Origin of the sequence: Salinivibrio kushneri (genome assembly GCF_027286325.1) — a bacterium.
In the GTDB taxonomy this organism is placed as follows: domain Bacteria; phylum Pseudomonadota; class Gammaproteobacteria; order Enterobacterales; family Vibrionaceae; genus Salinivibrio; species Salinivibrio kushneri_A.
In genome coordinates, this window is record NZ_CP114588.1 from 2239118 (window position 1) to 2257804 (window position 18687).

General features: G+C 59.0%; 1 protein-coding gene (running past one end of the window). It reads right to left on the minus strand.

What is annotated here, in order from left to right; genetic code table 11:
* Window positions 1-18687: the 3' portion of an Ig-like domain-containing protein gene (locus N8M53_RS10490; protein ID WP_269578741.1), read on the minus strand. It continues 17319 nt past the right edge of the window; only the last 18687 of its 36006 coding nucleotides appear in the window; its start codon lies beyond the right edge, outside the window; its stop codon occupies window positions 1-3.

Genomic DNA, 18687 nt, shown 5'->3' on the forward strand with positions numbered 1-18687 from the left:
TTACCAGTCGGTATCGATATGAATATCATCCAGTGCATCATGATTTGACGTTACTGAGATTGAACCATCACTATGCTTGTCGATCGCTAATGCCCCTCTTTCGCCATCAATCAGCGTGTTGATCACGACCGTTCCTCCTTCCATTTTGACATTGCTCAGCTCAATGGTCTGATCAGCATCTGCCCTGTTGTGATAATCGAACTTCAACGTCACATCGACAGTACCGTCATTGTCGCTATCATCACTGACCGTAACACTAAAACGACTGAACTCGCCGTTAACAGAATCACCTTTGAACAAGTCATTCAGGTTTAAGGTATCTTCTGCCGAGAAGTCACTGATCGTATCGGTATATTCATGACCATTTTGTGAGTTCACATCGGCCATCGACCAAGAGAAAGTATCCGCACCATCAGAGCCGGTCAGCATATCGTTGCCTCGACCACCGATTAGAACATCGTCACCTTCACCACCACGGACATTATCATCGCCACCTCCGGCATCAATGACATGATTATCCGTCACTCGCCAGTCAGAGACAAACTCTGACATCCGGTGCGTCTCAGGCCCGTCAATAGTAAAGCTTTCGTCGTTAATGACGACTTTTTCAGACCCACTTAAACCGACATTCAATGCCAACCAGCCACTGTCTGTACTCTGCAACATATCAATTTGATCGACACCATCACCGGTTTCTATCGAATGATTTTGTGGCTCAGGCACGTTTGCTGGCTGAACAGAAAACTCACCGGTTGCTGAATCACCATCACCATCCACGACTTGGTATGAAAAGTCGATATCAGCATCACCTTCTGGCGTTTGAACGACTTGATATTGATAGAACTCCCATTTTCCTGTCGCTGGAGTCAACTGAACTTCAAAGACCAATGCACCGTGTTCATCAGTAGCAATGAGGCGATTATTACCATCAAAACGGGTTGTAATGGCTAACCCTTCAGCGGTGCGCAATCCATCCTCAACGCCTGTGATCTTGAGAGAGCCTAATCCATCGGCGCCAGCGTGGTATTGCAATGTACCATCAGCCACAGCAATCGCTTGTTGATCCGATGCGCCTGTGAAAGTTATCGACTTGACGGTTAGGTCACTATTATCTGGGCCATTTCGGTTTCCATTGTCAGTGGCCTCAATAGTAATTTGATCAAAGCCACCTTCCTGAATATCAAAGTTCTTCGCATAGTCACCACTGGCTTCATCGGAGGTGAATGCCTTTTCAGCAATAAGCTGCCCATCACGATAGAAGCGCACAATGCCTGACTCGAGCTCTCCACCATACATTTTTGAGAACTCAATTTGCGCGCCGTAAGCCACTTTGCCATTTAATGAGAAAATGAGCTGCTCAGACATACCTTGGCCCGAGTCCGTGATGCGATATTCGATCTCATTGGACAACGGATGACCGTGTTCATCTTGATCATACCGGCCCCAATAACGGCTATAACCACTATCAACCCCGATACCATCAGACGATAAATTCACCTTATCGTATTCAAGTTGTGTGTTGTAATCATTCGCAAACCCAAGCGCGGTCACCGTAACATCATCAAAAGTGACACTATCTCTCGAACCTTGCCCTGTAAACGAGACTTTGCCAGTAAGTACATCAGGGATGTCTTGCAACTCGACAGGAATAGCCTCTACCGCTGTCGTTTCAGGGCTATCATCCTCAACAGTAACACTCAACGGCTTACTCAAGCCCGTGTGGTTGTCATCACTCACAACAACATTGATAGGAAGCGCGAGTGTATCTTCTGTCTGTGAGTCTGAATGATCGAGCGATCCATGCAACTCGACGTCATAAGTCCATACTTCGTTTCCGTGAGTAGGCTCATTGAGTGCAATGGAAACAACAGGGTTTGTGGTGCTCGCATACCCGATTAAGCGATTTGTAGATGCATCCCATGTCCAGGCTACCGCTTCACCATTAGAGGTCAAACCGCTACCGCCGGCAAGTGCGACGGTCACATTACCCACGCCTCCCGTCACAGCGAACTCGCCCGATACCGATGGGCTATTGGTCGTATCTGTGCCCGTTGGAGCGCTATCGGCGTTCCCACCATCCAGCCCCTCTTCGGACACATTAACACCCGAACCAATGGTGATCACAGGCGCGAAACTTTTCACAACTGAGTCATCAAACCATTGACTACCGTTTACATTCGTAGCGACGTTACCATCTTGGTCGATAAATGATGCAAACGCGTCAATGCCGCCATCTTGTAAATTACTGACATCAATACCACTGATTGTAAACAGGCCATCCTGTCCAGAAAGAGTAAGCGCATTTGCGTCAAGCTCTCCACTGATGACATTAATACGTGGACCGTTATTATCCCAGACCAGTTGCAGTTCAACATCTGGATCATTGCCTGAACTATCTCGCAAGACAATCGTACTCGTTCCAGCCGTAACTCCTTCACCAAAATCGACTATTATTTCAGCCGTCTCTGAATTGGTGATCACATCATCGCCATCGTTCTCCGTGCTGTCCGTGATGACAACATTAGGTAAACGTATATCACTAGGATCTTCGCCATCTTCACCGCCATACTGGGTGTCAAGCACAGCGCTATCACTGCCTGGTTCTGATGTATTGCCGTACTGATCTTCCAGCTCTGCGGTCACGGTGAGGGTTTCACCTTCCGCTGGCGCATCGAACGAGGTCGCTACGCTGCCGTTGTTGATGTCGCCCTCGGCCAACACGATCTCGTTGGTGGTGGTGCCATCGCTGACGCGGATGGTGTCACCGACCACGGCACCGGCTGGCAACACGACGTTAACGTCGACCTGGCCATCGAGCTCGGCGCTGCTGATCACGCCATCATCGTCGGCATCTTCGACAATATCGACAGTCGGCGTGAAGAGTTCATCGATATCCTTGTCATCGCCATCTATATTGATCGATTCAAAATCACGCAGCTCAACACGATCTCCGGTGTCACTGTTTTCAACAATGACGTAACCATTACTATCTTTGCTGAACGATAGGTTGTCGACACTCGCATTAAATACCGCCTTGTCATTCCCTGCGCCGCCGTCAATGACGAGTTGATCGTTAGCATCATCAGTAATGATATTAACCGTATCATTGTCTCCGCCGGTCAGTACGTAATCATCACCTGTTTCGGTATTGGCATTGGCCCAGTTGCCGTGCCAGTAATGCACCGCCTCCGACGGTTCGCTTTGATTTCCTGCATCATCACTTTGTACCGCCTCTAGACGAACATTTTCGTTAATCCCAATACTGGCAATACTTTCTAGATCAACAGCCCACGAACCGTCTGCCTGCACGGTTGCCTGAGCGAGTGGGGTCCCAGTCTCACCTTCGAAATAAATCGAAATCGTCTCACCAGGCTCACCCGTTCCGTGCATAGTGACGTCACTGTAATCACTACCCGCTGAGTCATCGGTGATATTGGTGATGACTGGGGGATTGGGAAGAATACCATCCAACGTCGCGGTTTCTGTGTCGCTCGCTGGGTTGCCCGCGCTGTCCGTCACGGATGCAACCACGGTGATGTTGCCATCAACCAGACCGGCTGCGCTTAGGTCTTCCGTGGTGCTGAACGTACCGTCCGCTTGAACGGTCGCCTCGAACTCGGCGGTGTTGGCTGGGTCCGCGCTGTCGGTCACGGTCAAGGTCACTGTCTGACCGGCTTCGACGTTGTCAGTTGTACCGTCCAACGTCACCGCATCCGCTTCGCTCGCGCTGAGGTTGCCATCGCCTACCGCATTCAAGTCGATAGTCGGTAGATCCGCATTGTCCGCATCCAACGTCGCGGTTTCTGTGTCGCTCGCTGGGTTGCCCGCGCTGTCCGTCACGGATGCAACCACGGTGATGTTGCCATCAACCAGACCGGCTGCGCTTAGGTCTTCCGTGGTGCTGAACGTACCGTCCGCTTGAACGGTCGCCTCGAACTCGGCGGTGTTGGCTGGGTCCGCGCTGTCGGTCACGGTCAAGGTCACTGTCTGACCGGCTTCGACGTTGTCAGTTGTACCGTCCAACGTCACCGCATCCGCTTCGCTCGCGCTGAGGTTGCCATCGCCTACCGCATTCAAGTCGATAGTCGGTAGATCCGCATTGTCCGCATCCAACGTCGCGGTTTCTGTGTCGCTCGCTGGGTTGCCCGCGCTGTCCGTCACGGATGCAACCACGGTGATGTTGCCATCAACCAGACCGGCTGCGCTTAGGTCTTCCGTGGTGCTGAACGTACCGTCCGCTTGAACGGTCGCCTCGAACTCGGCGGTGTTGGCTGGGTCCGCGCTGTCGGTCACGGTCAAGGTCACTGTCTGACCGGCTTCGACGTTGTCAGTTGTACCGTCCAACGTCACCGCATCCGCTTCGCTCGCGCTGAGGTTGCCATCGCCTACCGCATTCAAGTCGATAGTCGGTAGATCCGCATTGTCCGCATCCAACGTCGCGGTTTCTGTGTCGCTCGCTGGGTTGCCCGCGCTGTCCGTCACGGATGCAACCACGGTGATGTTGCCATCAACCAGACCGGCTGCGCTTAGGTCTTCCGTGGTGCTGAACGTACCGTCCGCTTGAACGGTCGCCTCGAACTCGGCGGTGTTGGCTGGGTCCGCGCTGTCGGTCACGGTCAAGGTCACTGTCTGACCGGCTTCGACGTTGTCAGTTGTACCGTCCAACGTCACCGCATCCGCTTCGCTCGCGCTGAGGTTGCCATCGCCTACCGCATTCAAGTCGATAGTCGGTAGATCCGCATTGTCCGCATCCAACGTCGCGGTTTCTGTGTCGCTCGCTGGGTTGCCCGCGCTGTCCGTCACGGATGCAACCACGGTGATGTTGCCATCAACCAGACCGGCTGCGCTTAGGTCTTCCGTGGTGCTGAACGTACCGTCCGCTTGAACGGTCGCCTCGAACTCGGCGGTGTTGGCTGGGTCCGCGCTGTCGGTCACGGTCAAGGTCACTGTCTGACCGGCTTCGACGTTGTCAGTTGTACCGTCCAACGTCACCGCATCCGCTTCGCTCGCGCTGAGGTTGCCATCGCCTACCGCATTCAAGTCGATAGTCGGTAGATCCGCATTGTCCGCATCCAACGTCGCGGTTTCTGTGTCGCTCGCTGGGTTGCCCGCGCTGTCCGTCACGGATGCAACCACGGTGATGTTGCCATCAACCAGACCGGCTGCGCTTAGGTCTTCCGTGGTGCTGAACGTACCGTCCGCTTGAACGGTCGCCTCGAACTCGGCGGTGTTGGCTGGGTCCGCGCTGTCGGTCACGGTCAAGGTCACTGTCTGACCGGCTTCGACGTTGTCAGTTGTACCGTCCAACGTCACCGCATCCGCTTCGCTCGCGCTGAGGTTGCCATCGCCTACCGCATTCAAGTCGATAGTCGGTAGATCCGCATTGTCCGCATCCAACGTCGCGGTTTCTGTGTCGCTCGCTGGGTTGCCCGCGCTGTCCGTCACGGATGCAACCACGGTGATGTTGCCATCAACCAGACCGGCTGCGCTTAGGTCTTCCGTGGTGCTGAACGTACCGTCCGCTTGAACGGTCGCCTCGAACTCGGCGGTGTTGGCTGGGTCCGCGCTGTCGGTCACGGTCAAGGTCACTGTCTGACCGGCTTCGACGTTGTCAGTTGTACCGTCCAACGTCACCGCATCCGCTTCGCTCGCGCTGAGGTTGCCATCGCCTACCGCATTCAAGTCGATAGTCGGTAGATCCGCATTGTCCGCATCCAACGTCGCGGTTTCTGTGTCGCTCGCTGGGTTGCCCGCGCTGTCCGTCACGGATGCAACCACGGTGATGTTGCCATCAACCAGACCGGCTGCGCTTAGGTCTTCCGTGGTGCTGAACGTACCGTCCGCTTGAACGGTCGCCTCGAACTCGGCGGTGTTGGCTGGGTCCGCGCTGTCGGTCACGGTCAAGGTCACTGTCTGACCGGCTTCGACGTTGTCAGTTGTACCGTCCAACGTCACCGCATCCGCTTCGCTCGCGCTGAGGTTGCCATCGCCTACCGCATTCAAGTCGATAGTCGGTAGATCCGCATTGTCCGCATCCAACGTCGCGGTTTCTGTGTCGCTCGCTGGGTTGCCCGCGCTGTCCGTCACGGATGCAACCACGGTGATGTTGCCATCAACCAGACCGGCTGCGCTTAGGTCTTCCGTGGTGCTGAACGTACCGTCCGCTTGAACGGTCGCCTCGAACTCGGCGGTGTTGGCTGGGTCCGCGCTGTCGGTCACGGTCAAGGTCACTGTCTGACCGGCTTCGACGTTGTCAGTTGTACCGTCCAACGTCACCGCATCCGCTTCGCTCGCGCTGAGGTTGCCATCGCCTACCGCATTCAAGTCGATAGTCGGTAGATCCGCATTGTCCGCATCCAACGTCGCGGTTTCTGTGTCGCTCGCTGGGTTGCCCGCGCTGTCCGTCACGGATGCAACCACGGTGATGTTGCCATCAACCAGACCGGCTGCGCTTAGGTCTTCCGTGGTGCTGAACGTACCGTCCGCTTGAACGGTCGCCTCGAACTCGGCGGTGTTGGCTGGGTCCGCGCTGTCGGTCACGGTCAAGGTCACTGTCTGACCGGCTTCGACGTTGTCAGTTGTACCGTCCAACGTCACCGCATCCGCTTCGCTCGCGCTGAGGTTGCCATCGCCTACCGCATTCAAGTCGATAGTCGGTAGATCCGCATTGTCCGCATCCAACGTCGCGGTTTCTGTGTCGCTCGCTGGGTTGCCCGCGCTGTCCGTCACGGATGCAACCACGGTGATGTTGCCATCAACCAGACCGGCTGCGCTTAGGTCTTCCGTGGTGCTGAACGTACCGTCCGCTTGAACGGTCGCCTCGAACTCGGCGGTGTTGGCTGGGTCCGCGCTGTCGGTCACGGTCAAGGTCACTGTCTGACCGGCTTCGACGTTGTCAGTTGTACCGTCCAACGTCACCGCATCCGCTTCGCTCGCGCTGAGGTTGCCATCGCCTACCGCATTCAAGTCGATAGTCGGTAGATCCGCATTGTCCGCATCCAACGTCGCGGTTTCTGTGTCGCTCGCTGGGTTGCCCGCGCTGTCCGTCACGGATGCAACCACGGTGATGTTGCCATCAACCAGACCGGCTGCGCTTAGGTCTTCCGTGGTGCTGAACGTACCGTCCGCTTGAACGGTCGCCTCGAACTCGGCGGTGTTGGCTGGGTCCGCGCTGTCGGTCACGGTCAAGGTCACTGTCTGACCGGCTTCGACGTTGTCAGTTGTACCGTCCAACGTCACCGCATCCGCTTCGCTCGCGCTGAGGTTGCCATCGCCTACCGCATTCAAGTCGATAGTCGGTAGATCCGCATTGTCCGCATCCAACGTCGCGGTTTCTGTGTCGCTCGCTGGGTTGCCCGCGCTGTCCGTCACGGATGCAACCACGGTGATGTTGCCATCAACCAGACCGGCTGCGCTTAGGTCTTCCGTGGTGCTGAACGTACCGTCCGCTTGAACGGTCGCCTCGAACTCGGCGGTGTTGGCTGGGTCCGCGCTGTCGGTCACGGTCAAGGTCACTGTCTGACCGGCTTCGACGTTGTCAGTTGTACCGTCCAACGTCACCGCATCCGCTTCGCTCGCGCTGAGGTTGCCATCGCCTACCGCATTCAAGTCGATAGTCGGTAGATCCGCATTGTCCGCATCCAACGTCGCGGTTTCTGTGTCGCTCGCTGGGTTGCCCGCGCTGTCCGTCACGGATGCAACCACGGTGATGTTGCCATCAACCAGACCGGCTGCGCTTAGGTCTTCCGTGGTGCTGAACGTACCGTCCGCTTGAACGGTCGCCTCGAACTCGGCGGTGTTGGCTGGGTCCGCGCTGTCGGTCACGGTCAAGGTCACTGTCTGACCGGCTTCGACGTTGTCAGTTGTACCGTCCAACGTCACCGCATCCGCTTCGCTCGCGCTGAGGTTGCCATCGCCTACCGCATTCAAGTCGATAGTCGGTAGATCCGCATTGTCCGCATCCAACGTCGCGGTTTCTGTGTCGCTCGCTGGGTTGCCCGCGCTGTCCGTCACGGATGCAACCACGGTGATGTTGCCATCAACCAGACCGGCTGCGCTTAGGTCTTCCGTGGTGCTGAACGTACCGTCCGCTTGAACGGTCGCCTCGAACTCGGCGGTGTTGGCTGGGTCCGCGCTGTCGGTCACGGTCAAGGTCACTGTCTGACCGGCTTCGACGTTGTCAGTTGTACCGTCCAACGTCACCGCATCCGCTTCGCTCGCGCTGAGGTTGCCATCGCCTACCGCATTCAAGTCGATAGTCGGTAGATCCGCATTGTCCGCATCCAACGTCGCGGTTTCTGTGTCGCTCGCTGGGTTGCCCGCGCTGTCCGTCACGGATGCAACCACGGTGATGTTGCCATCAACCAGACCGGCTGCGCTTAGGTCTTCCGTGGTGCTGAACGTACCGTCCGCTTGAACGGTCGCCTCGAACTCGGCGGTGTTGGCTGGGTCCGCGCTGTCGGTCACGGTCAAGGTCACTGTCTGACCGGCTTCGACGTTGTCAGTTGTACCGTCCAACGTCACCGCATCCGCTTCGCTCGCGCTGAGGTTGCCATCGCCTACCGCATTCAAGTCGATAGTCGGTAGATCCGCATTGTCCGCATCCAACGTCGCGGTTTCTGTGTCGCTCGCTGGGTTGCCCGCGCTGTCCGTCACGGATGCAACCACGGTGATGTTGCCATCAACCAGACCGGCTGCGCTTAGGTCTTCCGTGGTGCTGAACGTACCGTCCGCTTGAACGGTCGCCTCGAACTCGGCGGTGTTGGCTGGGTCCGCGCTGTCGGTCACGGTCAAGGTCACTGTCTGACCGGCTTCGACGTTGTCAGTTGTACCGTCCAACGTCACCGCATCCGCTTCGCTCGCGCTGAGGTTGCCATCGCCTACCGCATTCAAGTCGATAGTCGGTAGATCCGCATTGTCCGCATCCAACGTCGCGGTTTCTGTGTCGCTCGCTGGGTTGCCCGCGCTGTCCGTCACGGATGCAACCACGGTGATGTTGCCATCAACCAGACCGGCTGCGCTTAGGTCTTCCGTGGTGCTGAACGTACCGTCCGCTTGAACGGTCGCCTCGAACTCGGCGGTGTTGGCTGGGTCCGCGCTGTCGGTCACGGTCAAGGTCACTGTCTGACCGGCTTCGACGTTGTCAGTTGTACCGTCCAACGTCACCGCATCCGCTTCGCTCGCGCTGAGGTTGCCATCGCCTACCGCATTCAAGTCGATAGTCGGTAGATCCGCATTGTCCGCATCCAACGTCGCGGTTTCTGTGTCGCTCGCTGGGTTGCCCGCGCTGTCCGTCACGGATGCAACCACGGTGATGTTGCCATCAACCAGACCGGCTGCGCTTAGGTCTTCCGTGGTGCTGAACGTACCGTCCGCTTGAACGGTCGCCTCGAACTCGGCGGTGTTGGCTGGGTCCGCGCTGTCGGTCACGGTCAAGGTCACTGTCTGACCGGCTTCGACGTTGTCAGTTGTACCGTCCAACGTCACCGCATCCGCTTCGCTCGCGCTGAGGTTGCCATCGCCTACCGCATTCAAGTCGATAGTCGGTAGATCCGCATTGTCCGCATCCAACGTCGCGGTTTCTGTGTCGCTCGCTGGGTTGCCCGCGCTGTCCGTCACGGATGCAACCACGGTGATGTTGCCATCAACCAGACCGGCTGCGCTTAGGTCTTCCGTGGTGCTGAACGTACCGTCCGCTTGAACGGTCGCCTCGAACTCGGCGGTGTTGGCTGGGTCCGCGCTGTCGGTCACGGTCAAGGTCACTGTCTGACCGGCTTCGACGTTGTCAGTTGTACCGTCCAACGTCACCGCATCCGCTTCGCTCGCGCTGAGGTTGCCATCGCCTACCGCATTCAAGTCGATAGTCGGTAGATCCGCATTGTCCGCATCCAACGTCGCGGTTTCTGTGTCGCTCGCTGGGTTGCCCGCGCTGTCCGTCACGGATGCAACCACGGTGATGTTGCCATCAACCAGACCGGCTGCGCTTAGGTCTTCCGTGGTGCTGAACGTACCGTCCGCTTGAACGGTCGCCTCGAACTCGGCGGTGTTGGCTGGGTCCGCGCTGTCGGTCACGGTCAAGGTCACTGTCTGACCGGCTTCGACGTTGTCAGTTGTACCGTCCAACGTCACCGCATCCGCTTCGCTCGCGCTGAGGTTGCCATCGCCTACCGCATTCAAGTCGATAGTCGGTAGATCCGCATTGTCCGCATCCAACGTCGCGGTTTCTGTGTCGCTCGCTGGGTTGCCCGCGCTGTCCGTCACGGATGCAACCACGGTGATGTTGCCATCAACCAGACCGGCTGCGCTTAGGTCTTCCGTGGTGCTGAACGTACCGTCCGCTTGAACGGTCGCCTCGAACTCGGCGGTGTTGGCTGGGTCCGCGCTGTCGGTCACGGTCAAGGTCACTGTCTGACCGGCTTCGACGTTGTCAGTTGTACCGTCCAACGTCACCGCATCCGCTTCGCTCGCGCTGAGGTTGCCATCGCCTACCGCATTCAAGTCGATAGTCGGTAGATCCGCATTGTCCGCATCCAACGTCGCGGTTTCTGTGTCGCTCGCTGGGTTGCCCGCGCTGTCCGTCACGGATGCAACCACGGTGATGTTGCCATCAACCAGACCGGCTGCGCTTAGGTCTTCCGTGGTGCTGAACGTACCGTCCGCTTGAACGGTCGCCTCGAACTCGGCGGTGTTGGCTGGGTCCGCGCTGTCGGTCACGGTCAAGGTCACTGTCTGACCGGCTTCGACGTTGTCAGTTGTACCGTCCAACGTCACCGCATCCGCTTCGCTCGCGCTGAGGTTGCCATCGCCTACCGCATTCAAGTCGATAGTCGGTAGATCCGCATTGTCCGCATCCAACGTCGCGGTTTCTGTGTCGCTCGCTGGGTTGCCCGCGCTGTCCGTCACGGATGCAACCACGGTGATGTTGCCATCAACCAGACCGGCTGCGCTTAGGTCTTCCGTGGTGCTGAACGTACCGTCCGCTTGAACGGTCGCCTCGAACTCGGCGGTGTTGGCTGGGTCCGCGCTGTCGGTCACGGTCAAGGTCACTGTCTGACCGGCTTCGACGTTGTCAGTTGTACCGTCCAACGTCACCGCATCCGCTTCGCTCGCGCTGAGGTTGCCATCGCCTACCGCATTCAAGTCGATAGTCGGTAGATCCGCATTGTCCGCATCCAACGTCGCGGTTTCTGTGTCGCTCGCTGGGTTGCCCGCGCTGTCCGTCACGGATGCAACCACGGTGATGTTGCCATCAACCAGACCGGCTGCGCTTAGGTCTTCCGTGGTGCTGAACGTACCGTCCGCTTGAACGGTCGCCTCGAACTCGGCGGTGTTGGCTGGGTCCGCGCTGTCGGTCACGGTCAAGGTCACTGTCTGACCGGCTTCGACGTTGTCAGTTGTACCGTCCAACGTCACCGCATCCGCTTCGCTCGCGCTGAGGTTGCCATCGCCTACCGCATTCAAGTCGATAGTCGGTAGATCCGCATTGTCCGCATCCAACGTCGCGGTTTCTGTGTCGCTCGCTGGGTTGCCCGCGCTGTCCGTCACGGATGCAACCACGGTGATGTTGCCATCAACCAGACCGGCTGCGCTTAGGTCTTCCGTGGTGCTGAACGTACCGTCCGCTTGAACGGTCGCCTCGAACTCGGCGGTGTTGGCTGGGTCCGCGCTGTCGGTCACGGTCAAGGTCACTGTCTGACCGGCTTCGACGTTGTCAGTTGTACCGTCCAACGTCACCGCATCCGCTTCGCTCGCGCTGAGGTTGCCATCGCCTACCGCATTCAAGTCGATAGTCGGTAGATCCGCATTGTCCGCATCCAACGTCGCGGTTTCTGTGTCGCTCGCTGGGTTGCCCGCGCTGTCCGTCACGGATGCAACCACGGTGATGTTGCCATCAACCAGACCGGCTGCGCTTAGGTCTTCCGTGGTGCTGAACGTACCGTCCGCTTGAACGGTCGCCTCGAACTCGGCGGTGTTGGCTGGGTCCGCGCTGTCGGTCACGGTCAAGGTCACTGTCTGACCGGCTTCGACGTTGTCAGTTGTACCGTCCAACGTCACCGCATCCGCTTCGCTCGCGCTGAGGTTGCCATCGCCTACCGCATTCAAGTCGATAGTCGGTAGATCCGCATTGTCCGCATCCAACGTCGCGGTTTCTGTGTCGCTCGCTGGGTTGCCCGCGCTGTCCGTCACGGATGCAACCACGGTGATGTTGCCATCAACCAGACCGGCTGCGCTTAGGTCTTCCGTGGTGCTGAACGTACCGTCCGCTTGAACGGTCGCCTCGAACTCGGCGGTGTTGGCTGGGTCCGCGCTGTCGGTCACGGTCAAGGTCACTGTCTGACCGGCTTCGACGTTGTCAGTTGTACCGTCCAACGTCACCGCATCCGCTTCGCTCGCGCTGAGGTTGCCATCGCCTACCGCATTCAAGTCGATAGTCGGTAGATCCGCATTGTCCGCATCCAACGTCGCGGTTTCTGTGTCGCTCGCTGGGTTGCCCGCGCTGTCCGTCACGGATGCAACCACGGTGATGTTGCCATCAACCAGACCGGCTGCGCTTAGGTCTTCCGTGGTGCTGAACGTACCGTCCGCTTGAACGGTCGCCTCGAACTCGGCGGTGTTGGCTGGGTCCGCGCTGTCGGTCACGGTCAAGGTCACTGTCTGACCGGCTTCGACGTTGTCAGTTGTACCGTCCAACGTCACCGCATCCGCTTCGCTCGCGCTGAGGTTGCCATCGCCTACCGCATTCAAGTCGATAGTCGGTAGATCCGCATTGTCCGCATCCAACGTCGCGGTTTCTGTGTCGCTCGCTGGGTTGCCCGCGCTGTCCGTCACGGATGCAACCACGGTGATGTTGCCATCAACCAGACCGGCTGCGCTTAGGTCTTCCGTGGTGCTGAACGTACCGTCCGCTTGAACGGTCGCCTCGAACTCGGCGGTGTTGGCTGGGTCCGCGCTGTCGGTCACGGTCAAGGTCACTGTCTGACCGGCTTCGACGTTGTCAGTTGTACCGTCCAACGTCACCGCATCCGCTTCGCTCGCGCTGAGGTTGCCATCGCCTACCGCATTCAAGTCGATAGTCGGTAGATCCGCATTGTCCGCATCCAACGTCGCGGTTTCTGTGTCGCTCGCTGGGTTGCCCGCGCTGTCCGTCACGGATGCAACCACGGTGATGTTGCCATCAACCAGACCGGCTGCGCTTAGGTCTTCCGTGGTGCTGAACGTACCGTCCGCTTGAACGGTCGCCTCGAACTCGGCGGTGTTGGCTGGGTCCGCGCTGTCGGTCACGGTCAAGGTCACTGTCTGACCGGCTTCGACGTTGTCAGTTGTACCGTCCAACGTCACCGCATCCGCTTCGCTCGCGCTGAGGTTGCCATCGCCTACCGCATTCAAGTCGATAGTCGGTAGATCCGCATTGTCCGCATCCAACGTCGCGGTTTCTGTGTCGCTCGCTGGGTTGCCCGCGCTGTCCGTCACGGATGCAACCACGGTGATGTTGCCATCAACCAGACCGGCTGCGCTTAGGTCTTCCGTGGTGCTGAACGTACCGTCCGCTTGAACGGTCGCCTCGAACTCGGCGGTGTTGGCTGGGTCCGCGCTGTCGGTCACGGTCAAGGTCACTGTCTGACCGGCTTCGACGTTGTCAGTTGTACCGTCCAACGTCACCGCATCCGCTTCGCTCGCGCTGAGGTTGCCATCGCCTACCGCATTCAAGTCGATAGTCGGTAGATCCGCATTGTCCGCATCCAACGTCGCGGTTTCTGTGTCGCTCGCTGGGTTGCCCGCGCTGTCCGTCACGGATGCAACCACGGTGATGTTGCCATCAACCAGACCGGCTGCGCTTAGGTCTTCCGTGGTGCTGAACGTACCGTCCGCTTGAACGGTCGCCTCGAACTCGGCGGTGTTGGCTGGGTCCGCGCTGTCGGTCACGGTCAAGGTCACTGTCTGACCGGCTTCGACGTTGTCAGTTGTACCGTCCAACGTCACCGCATCCGCTTCGCTCGCGCTGAGGTTGCCATCGCCTACCGCATTCAAGTCGATAGTCGGTAGATCCGCATTGTCCGCATCCAACGTCGCGGTTTCTGTGTCGCTCGCTGGGTTGCCCGCGCTGTCCGTCACGGATGCAACCACGGTGATGTTGCCATCAACCAGACCGGCTGCGCTTAGGTCTTCCGTGGTGCTGAACGTACCGTCCGCTTGAACGGTCGCCTCGAACTCGGCGGTGTTGGCTGGGTCCGCGCTGTCGGTCACGGTCAAGGTCACTGTCTGACCGGCTTCGACGTTGTCAGTTGTACCGTCCAACGTCACCGCATCCGCTTCGCTCGCGCTGAGGTTGCCATCGCCTACCGCATTCAAGTCGATAGTCGGTAGATCCGCATTGTCCGCATCCAACGTCGCGGTTTCTGTGTCGCTCGCTGGGTTGCCCGCGCTGTCCGTCACGGATGCAACCACGGTGATGTTGCCATCAACCAGACCGGCTGCGCTTAGGTCTTCCGTGGTGCTGAACGTACCGTCCGCTTGAACGGTCGCCTCGAACTCGGCGGTGTTGGCTGGGTCCGCGCTGTCGGTCACGGTCAAGGTCACTGTCTGACCGGCTTCGACGTTGTCAGTTGTACCGTCCAACGTCACCGCATCCGCTTCGCTCGCGCTGAGGTTGCCATCGCCTACCGCATTCAAGTCGATAGTCGGTAGATCCGCATTGTCCGCATCCAACGTCGCGGTTTCTGTGTCGCTCGCTGGGTTGCCCGCGCTGTCCGTCACGGATGCAACCACGGTGATGTTGCCATCAACCAGACCGGCTGCGCTTAGGTCTTCCGTGGTGCTGAACGTACCGTCCGCTTGAACGGTCGCCTCGAACTCGGCGGTGTTGGCTGGGTCCGCGCTGTCGGTCACGGTCAAGGTCACTGTCTGACCGGCTTCGACGTTGTCAGTTGTACCGTCCAACGTCACCGCATCCGCTTCGCTCGCGCTGAGGTTGCCATCGCCTACCGCATTCAAGTCGATAGTCGGTAGATCCGCATTGTCCGCATCCAACGTCGCGGTTTCTGTGTCGCTCGCTGGGTTGCCCGCGCTGTCCGTCACGGATGCAACCACGGTGATGTTGCCATCAACCAGACCGGCTGCGCTTAGGTCTTCCGTGGTGCTGAACGTACCGTCCGCTTGAACGGTCGCCTCGAACTCGGCGGTGTTGGCTGGGTCCGCGCTGTCGGTCACGGTCAAGGTCACTGTCTGACCGGCTTCGACGTTGTCAGTTGTACCGTCCAACGTCACCGCATCCGCTTCGCTCGCGCTGAGGTTGCCATCGCCTACCGCATTCAAGTCGATAGTCGGTAGATCCGCATTGTCCGCATCCAACGTCGCGGTTTCTGTGTCGCTCGCTGGGTTGCCCGCGCTGTCCGTCACGGATGCAACCACGGTGATGTTGCCATCAACCAGACCGGCTGCGCTTAGGTCTTCCGTGGTGCTGAACGTACCGTCCGCTTGAACGGTCGCCTCGAACTCGGCGGTGTTGGCTGGGTCCGCGCTGTCGGTCACGGTCAAGGTCACTGTCTGACCGGCTTCGACGTTGTCAGTTGTACCGTCCAACGTCACCGCATCCGCTTCGCTCGCGCTGAGGTTGCCATCGCCTACCGCATTCAAGTCGATAGTCGGTAGATCCGCATTGTCCGCATCCAACGTCGCGGTTTCTGTGTCGCTCGCTGGGTTGCCCGCGCTGTCCGTCACGGATGCAACCACGGTGATGTTGCCATCAACCAGACCGGCTGCGCTTAGGTCTTCCGTGGTGCTGAACGTACCGTCCGCTTGAACGGTCGCCTCGAACTCGGCGGTGTTGGCTGGGTCCGCGCTGTCGGTCACGGTCAAGGTCACTGTCTGACCGGCTTCGACGTTGTCAGTTGTACCGTCCAACGTCACCGCATCCGCTTCGCTCGCGCTGAGGTTGCCATCGCCTACCGCATTCAAGTCGATAGTCGGTAGATCCGCATTGTCCGCATCCAACGTCGCGGTTTCTGTGTCGCTCGCTGGGTTGCCCGCGCTGTCCGTCACGGATGCAACCACGGTGATGTTGCCATCAACCAGACCGGCTGCGCTTAGGTCTTCCGTGGTGCTGAACGTACCGTCCGCTTGAACGGTCGCCTCGAACTCGGCGGTGTTGGCTGGGTCCGCGCTGTCGGTCACGGTCAAGGTCACTGTCTGACCGGCTTCGACGTTGTCAGTTGTACCGTCCAACGTCACCGCATCCGCTTCGCTCGCGCTGAGGTTGCCATCGCCTACCGCATTCAAGTCGATAGTCGGTAGATCCGCATTGTCCGCATCCAACGTCGCGGTTTCTGTGTCGCTCGCTGGGTTGCCCGCGCTGTCCGTCACGGATGCAACCACGGTGATGTTGCCATCAACCAGACCGGCTGCGCTTAGGTCTTCCGTGGTGCTGAACGTACCGTCCGCTTGAACGGTCGCCTCGAACTCGGCGGTGTTGGCTGGGTCCGCGCTGTCGGTCACGGTCAAGGTCACTGTCTGACCGGCTTCGACGTTGTCAGTTGTACCGTCCAACGTCACCGCATCCGCTTCGCTCGCGCTGAGGTTGCCATCGCCTACCGCATTCAAGTCGATAGTCGGTAGATCCGCATTGTCCGCATCCAACGTCGCGGTTTCTGTGTCGCTCGCTGGGTTGCCCGCGCTGTCCGTCACGGATGCAACCACGGTGATGTTGCCATCAACCAGACCGGCTGCGCTTAGGTCTTCCGTGGTGCTGAACGTACCGTCCGCTTGAACGGTCGCCTCGAACTCGGCGGTGTTGGCTGGGTCCGCGCTGTCGGTCACGGTCAAGGTCACTGTCTGACCGGCTTCGACGTTGTCAGTTGTACCGTCCAACGTCACCGCATCCGCTTCGCTCGCGCTGAGGTTGCCATCGCCTACCGCATTCAAGTCGATAGTCGGTAGATCCGCATTGTCCGCATCCAACGTCGCGGTTTCTGTGTCGCTCGCTGGGTTGCCCGCGCTGTCCGTCACGGATGCAACCACGGTGATGTTGCCATCAACCAGACCGGCTGCGCTTAGGTCTTCCGTGGTGCTGAACGTACCGTCCGCTTGAACGGTCGCCTCGAACTCGGCGGTGTTGGCTGGGTCCGCGCTGTCGGTCACGGTCAAGGTCACTGTCTGACCGGCTTCGACGTTGTCAGTTGTACCGTCCAACGTCACCGCATCCGCTTCGCTCGCGCTGAGGTTGCCATCGCCTACCGCATTCAAGTCGATAGTCGGTAGATCCGCATTGTCCGCATCCAACGTCGCGGTTTCTGTGTCGCTCGCTGGGTTGCCCGCGCTGTCCGTCACGGATGCAACCACGGTGATGTTGCCATCAACCAGACCGGCTGCGCTTAGGTCTTCCGTGGTGCTGAACGTACCGTCCGCTTGAACGGTCGCCTCGAACTCGGCGGTGTTGGCTGGGTCCGCGCTGTCGGTCACGGTCAAGGTCACTGTCTGACCGGCTTCGACGTTGTCAGTTGTACCGTCCAACGTCACCGCATCCGCTTCGCTCGCGCTGAGGTTGCCATCGCCTACCGCATTCAAGTCGATAGTCGGTAGATCCGCATTGTCCGCATCCAACGTCGCGGTTTCTGTGTCGCTCGCTGGGTTGCCCGCGCTGTCCGTCACGGATGCAACCACGGTGATGTTGCCATCAACCAGACCGGCTGCGCTTAGGTCTTCCGTGGTGCTGAACGTACCGTCCGCTTGAACGGTCGCCTCGAACTCGGCGGTGTTGGCTGGGTCCGCGCTGTCGGTCACGGTCAAGGTCACTGTCTGACCGGCTTCGACGTTGTCAGTTGTACCGTCCAACGTCACCGCATCCGCTTCGCTCGCGCTGAGGTTGCCATCGCCTACCGCATTCAAGTCGATAGTCGGTAGATCCGCATTGTCCGCATCCAACGTCGCGGTTTCTGTGTCGCTCGCTGGGTTGCCCGCGCTGTCCGTCACGGATGCAACCACGGTGATGTTGCCATCAACCAGACCGGCTGCGCTTAGGTCTTCCGTGGTGCTGAACGTACCGTCCGCTTGAACGGTCGCCTCGAACTCGGCGGTGTTGGCTGGGTCCGCGCTGTCGGTCACGGTCAAGGTCACTGTCTGACCGGCTTCGACGTTGTCAGTTGTACCGTCCAACGTCACCGCATCCGCTTCGCTCGCGCTGAGGTTGCCATCGCCTACCGCATTCAAGTCGATAGTCGGTAGATCCGCATTGTCCGCATCCAACGTCGCGGTTTCTGTGTCGCTCGCTGGGTTGCCCGCGCTGTCCGTCACGGATGCAACCACGGTGATGTTGCCATCAACCAGACCGGCTGCGCTTAGGTCTTCCGTGGTGCTGAACGTACCGTCCGCTTGAACGGTCGCCTCGAACTCGGCGGTGTTGGCTGGGTCCGCGCTGTCGGTCACGGTCAAGGTCACTGTCTGACCGGCTTCGACGTTGTCAGTTGTACCGTCCAACGTCACCGCATCCGCTTCGCTCGCGCTGAGGTTGCCATCGCCTACCGCATTCAAGTCGATAGTCGGTAGATCCGCATTGTCCGCATCCAACGTCGCGGTTTCTGTGTCGCTCGCTGGGTTGCCCGCGCTGTCCGTCACGGATGCAACCACGGTGATGTTGCCATCAACCAGACCGGCTGCGCTTAGGTCTTCCGTGGTGCTGAACGTACCGTCCGCTTG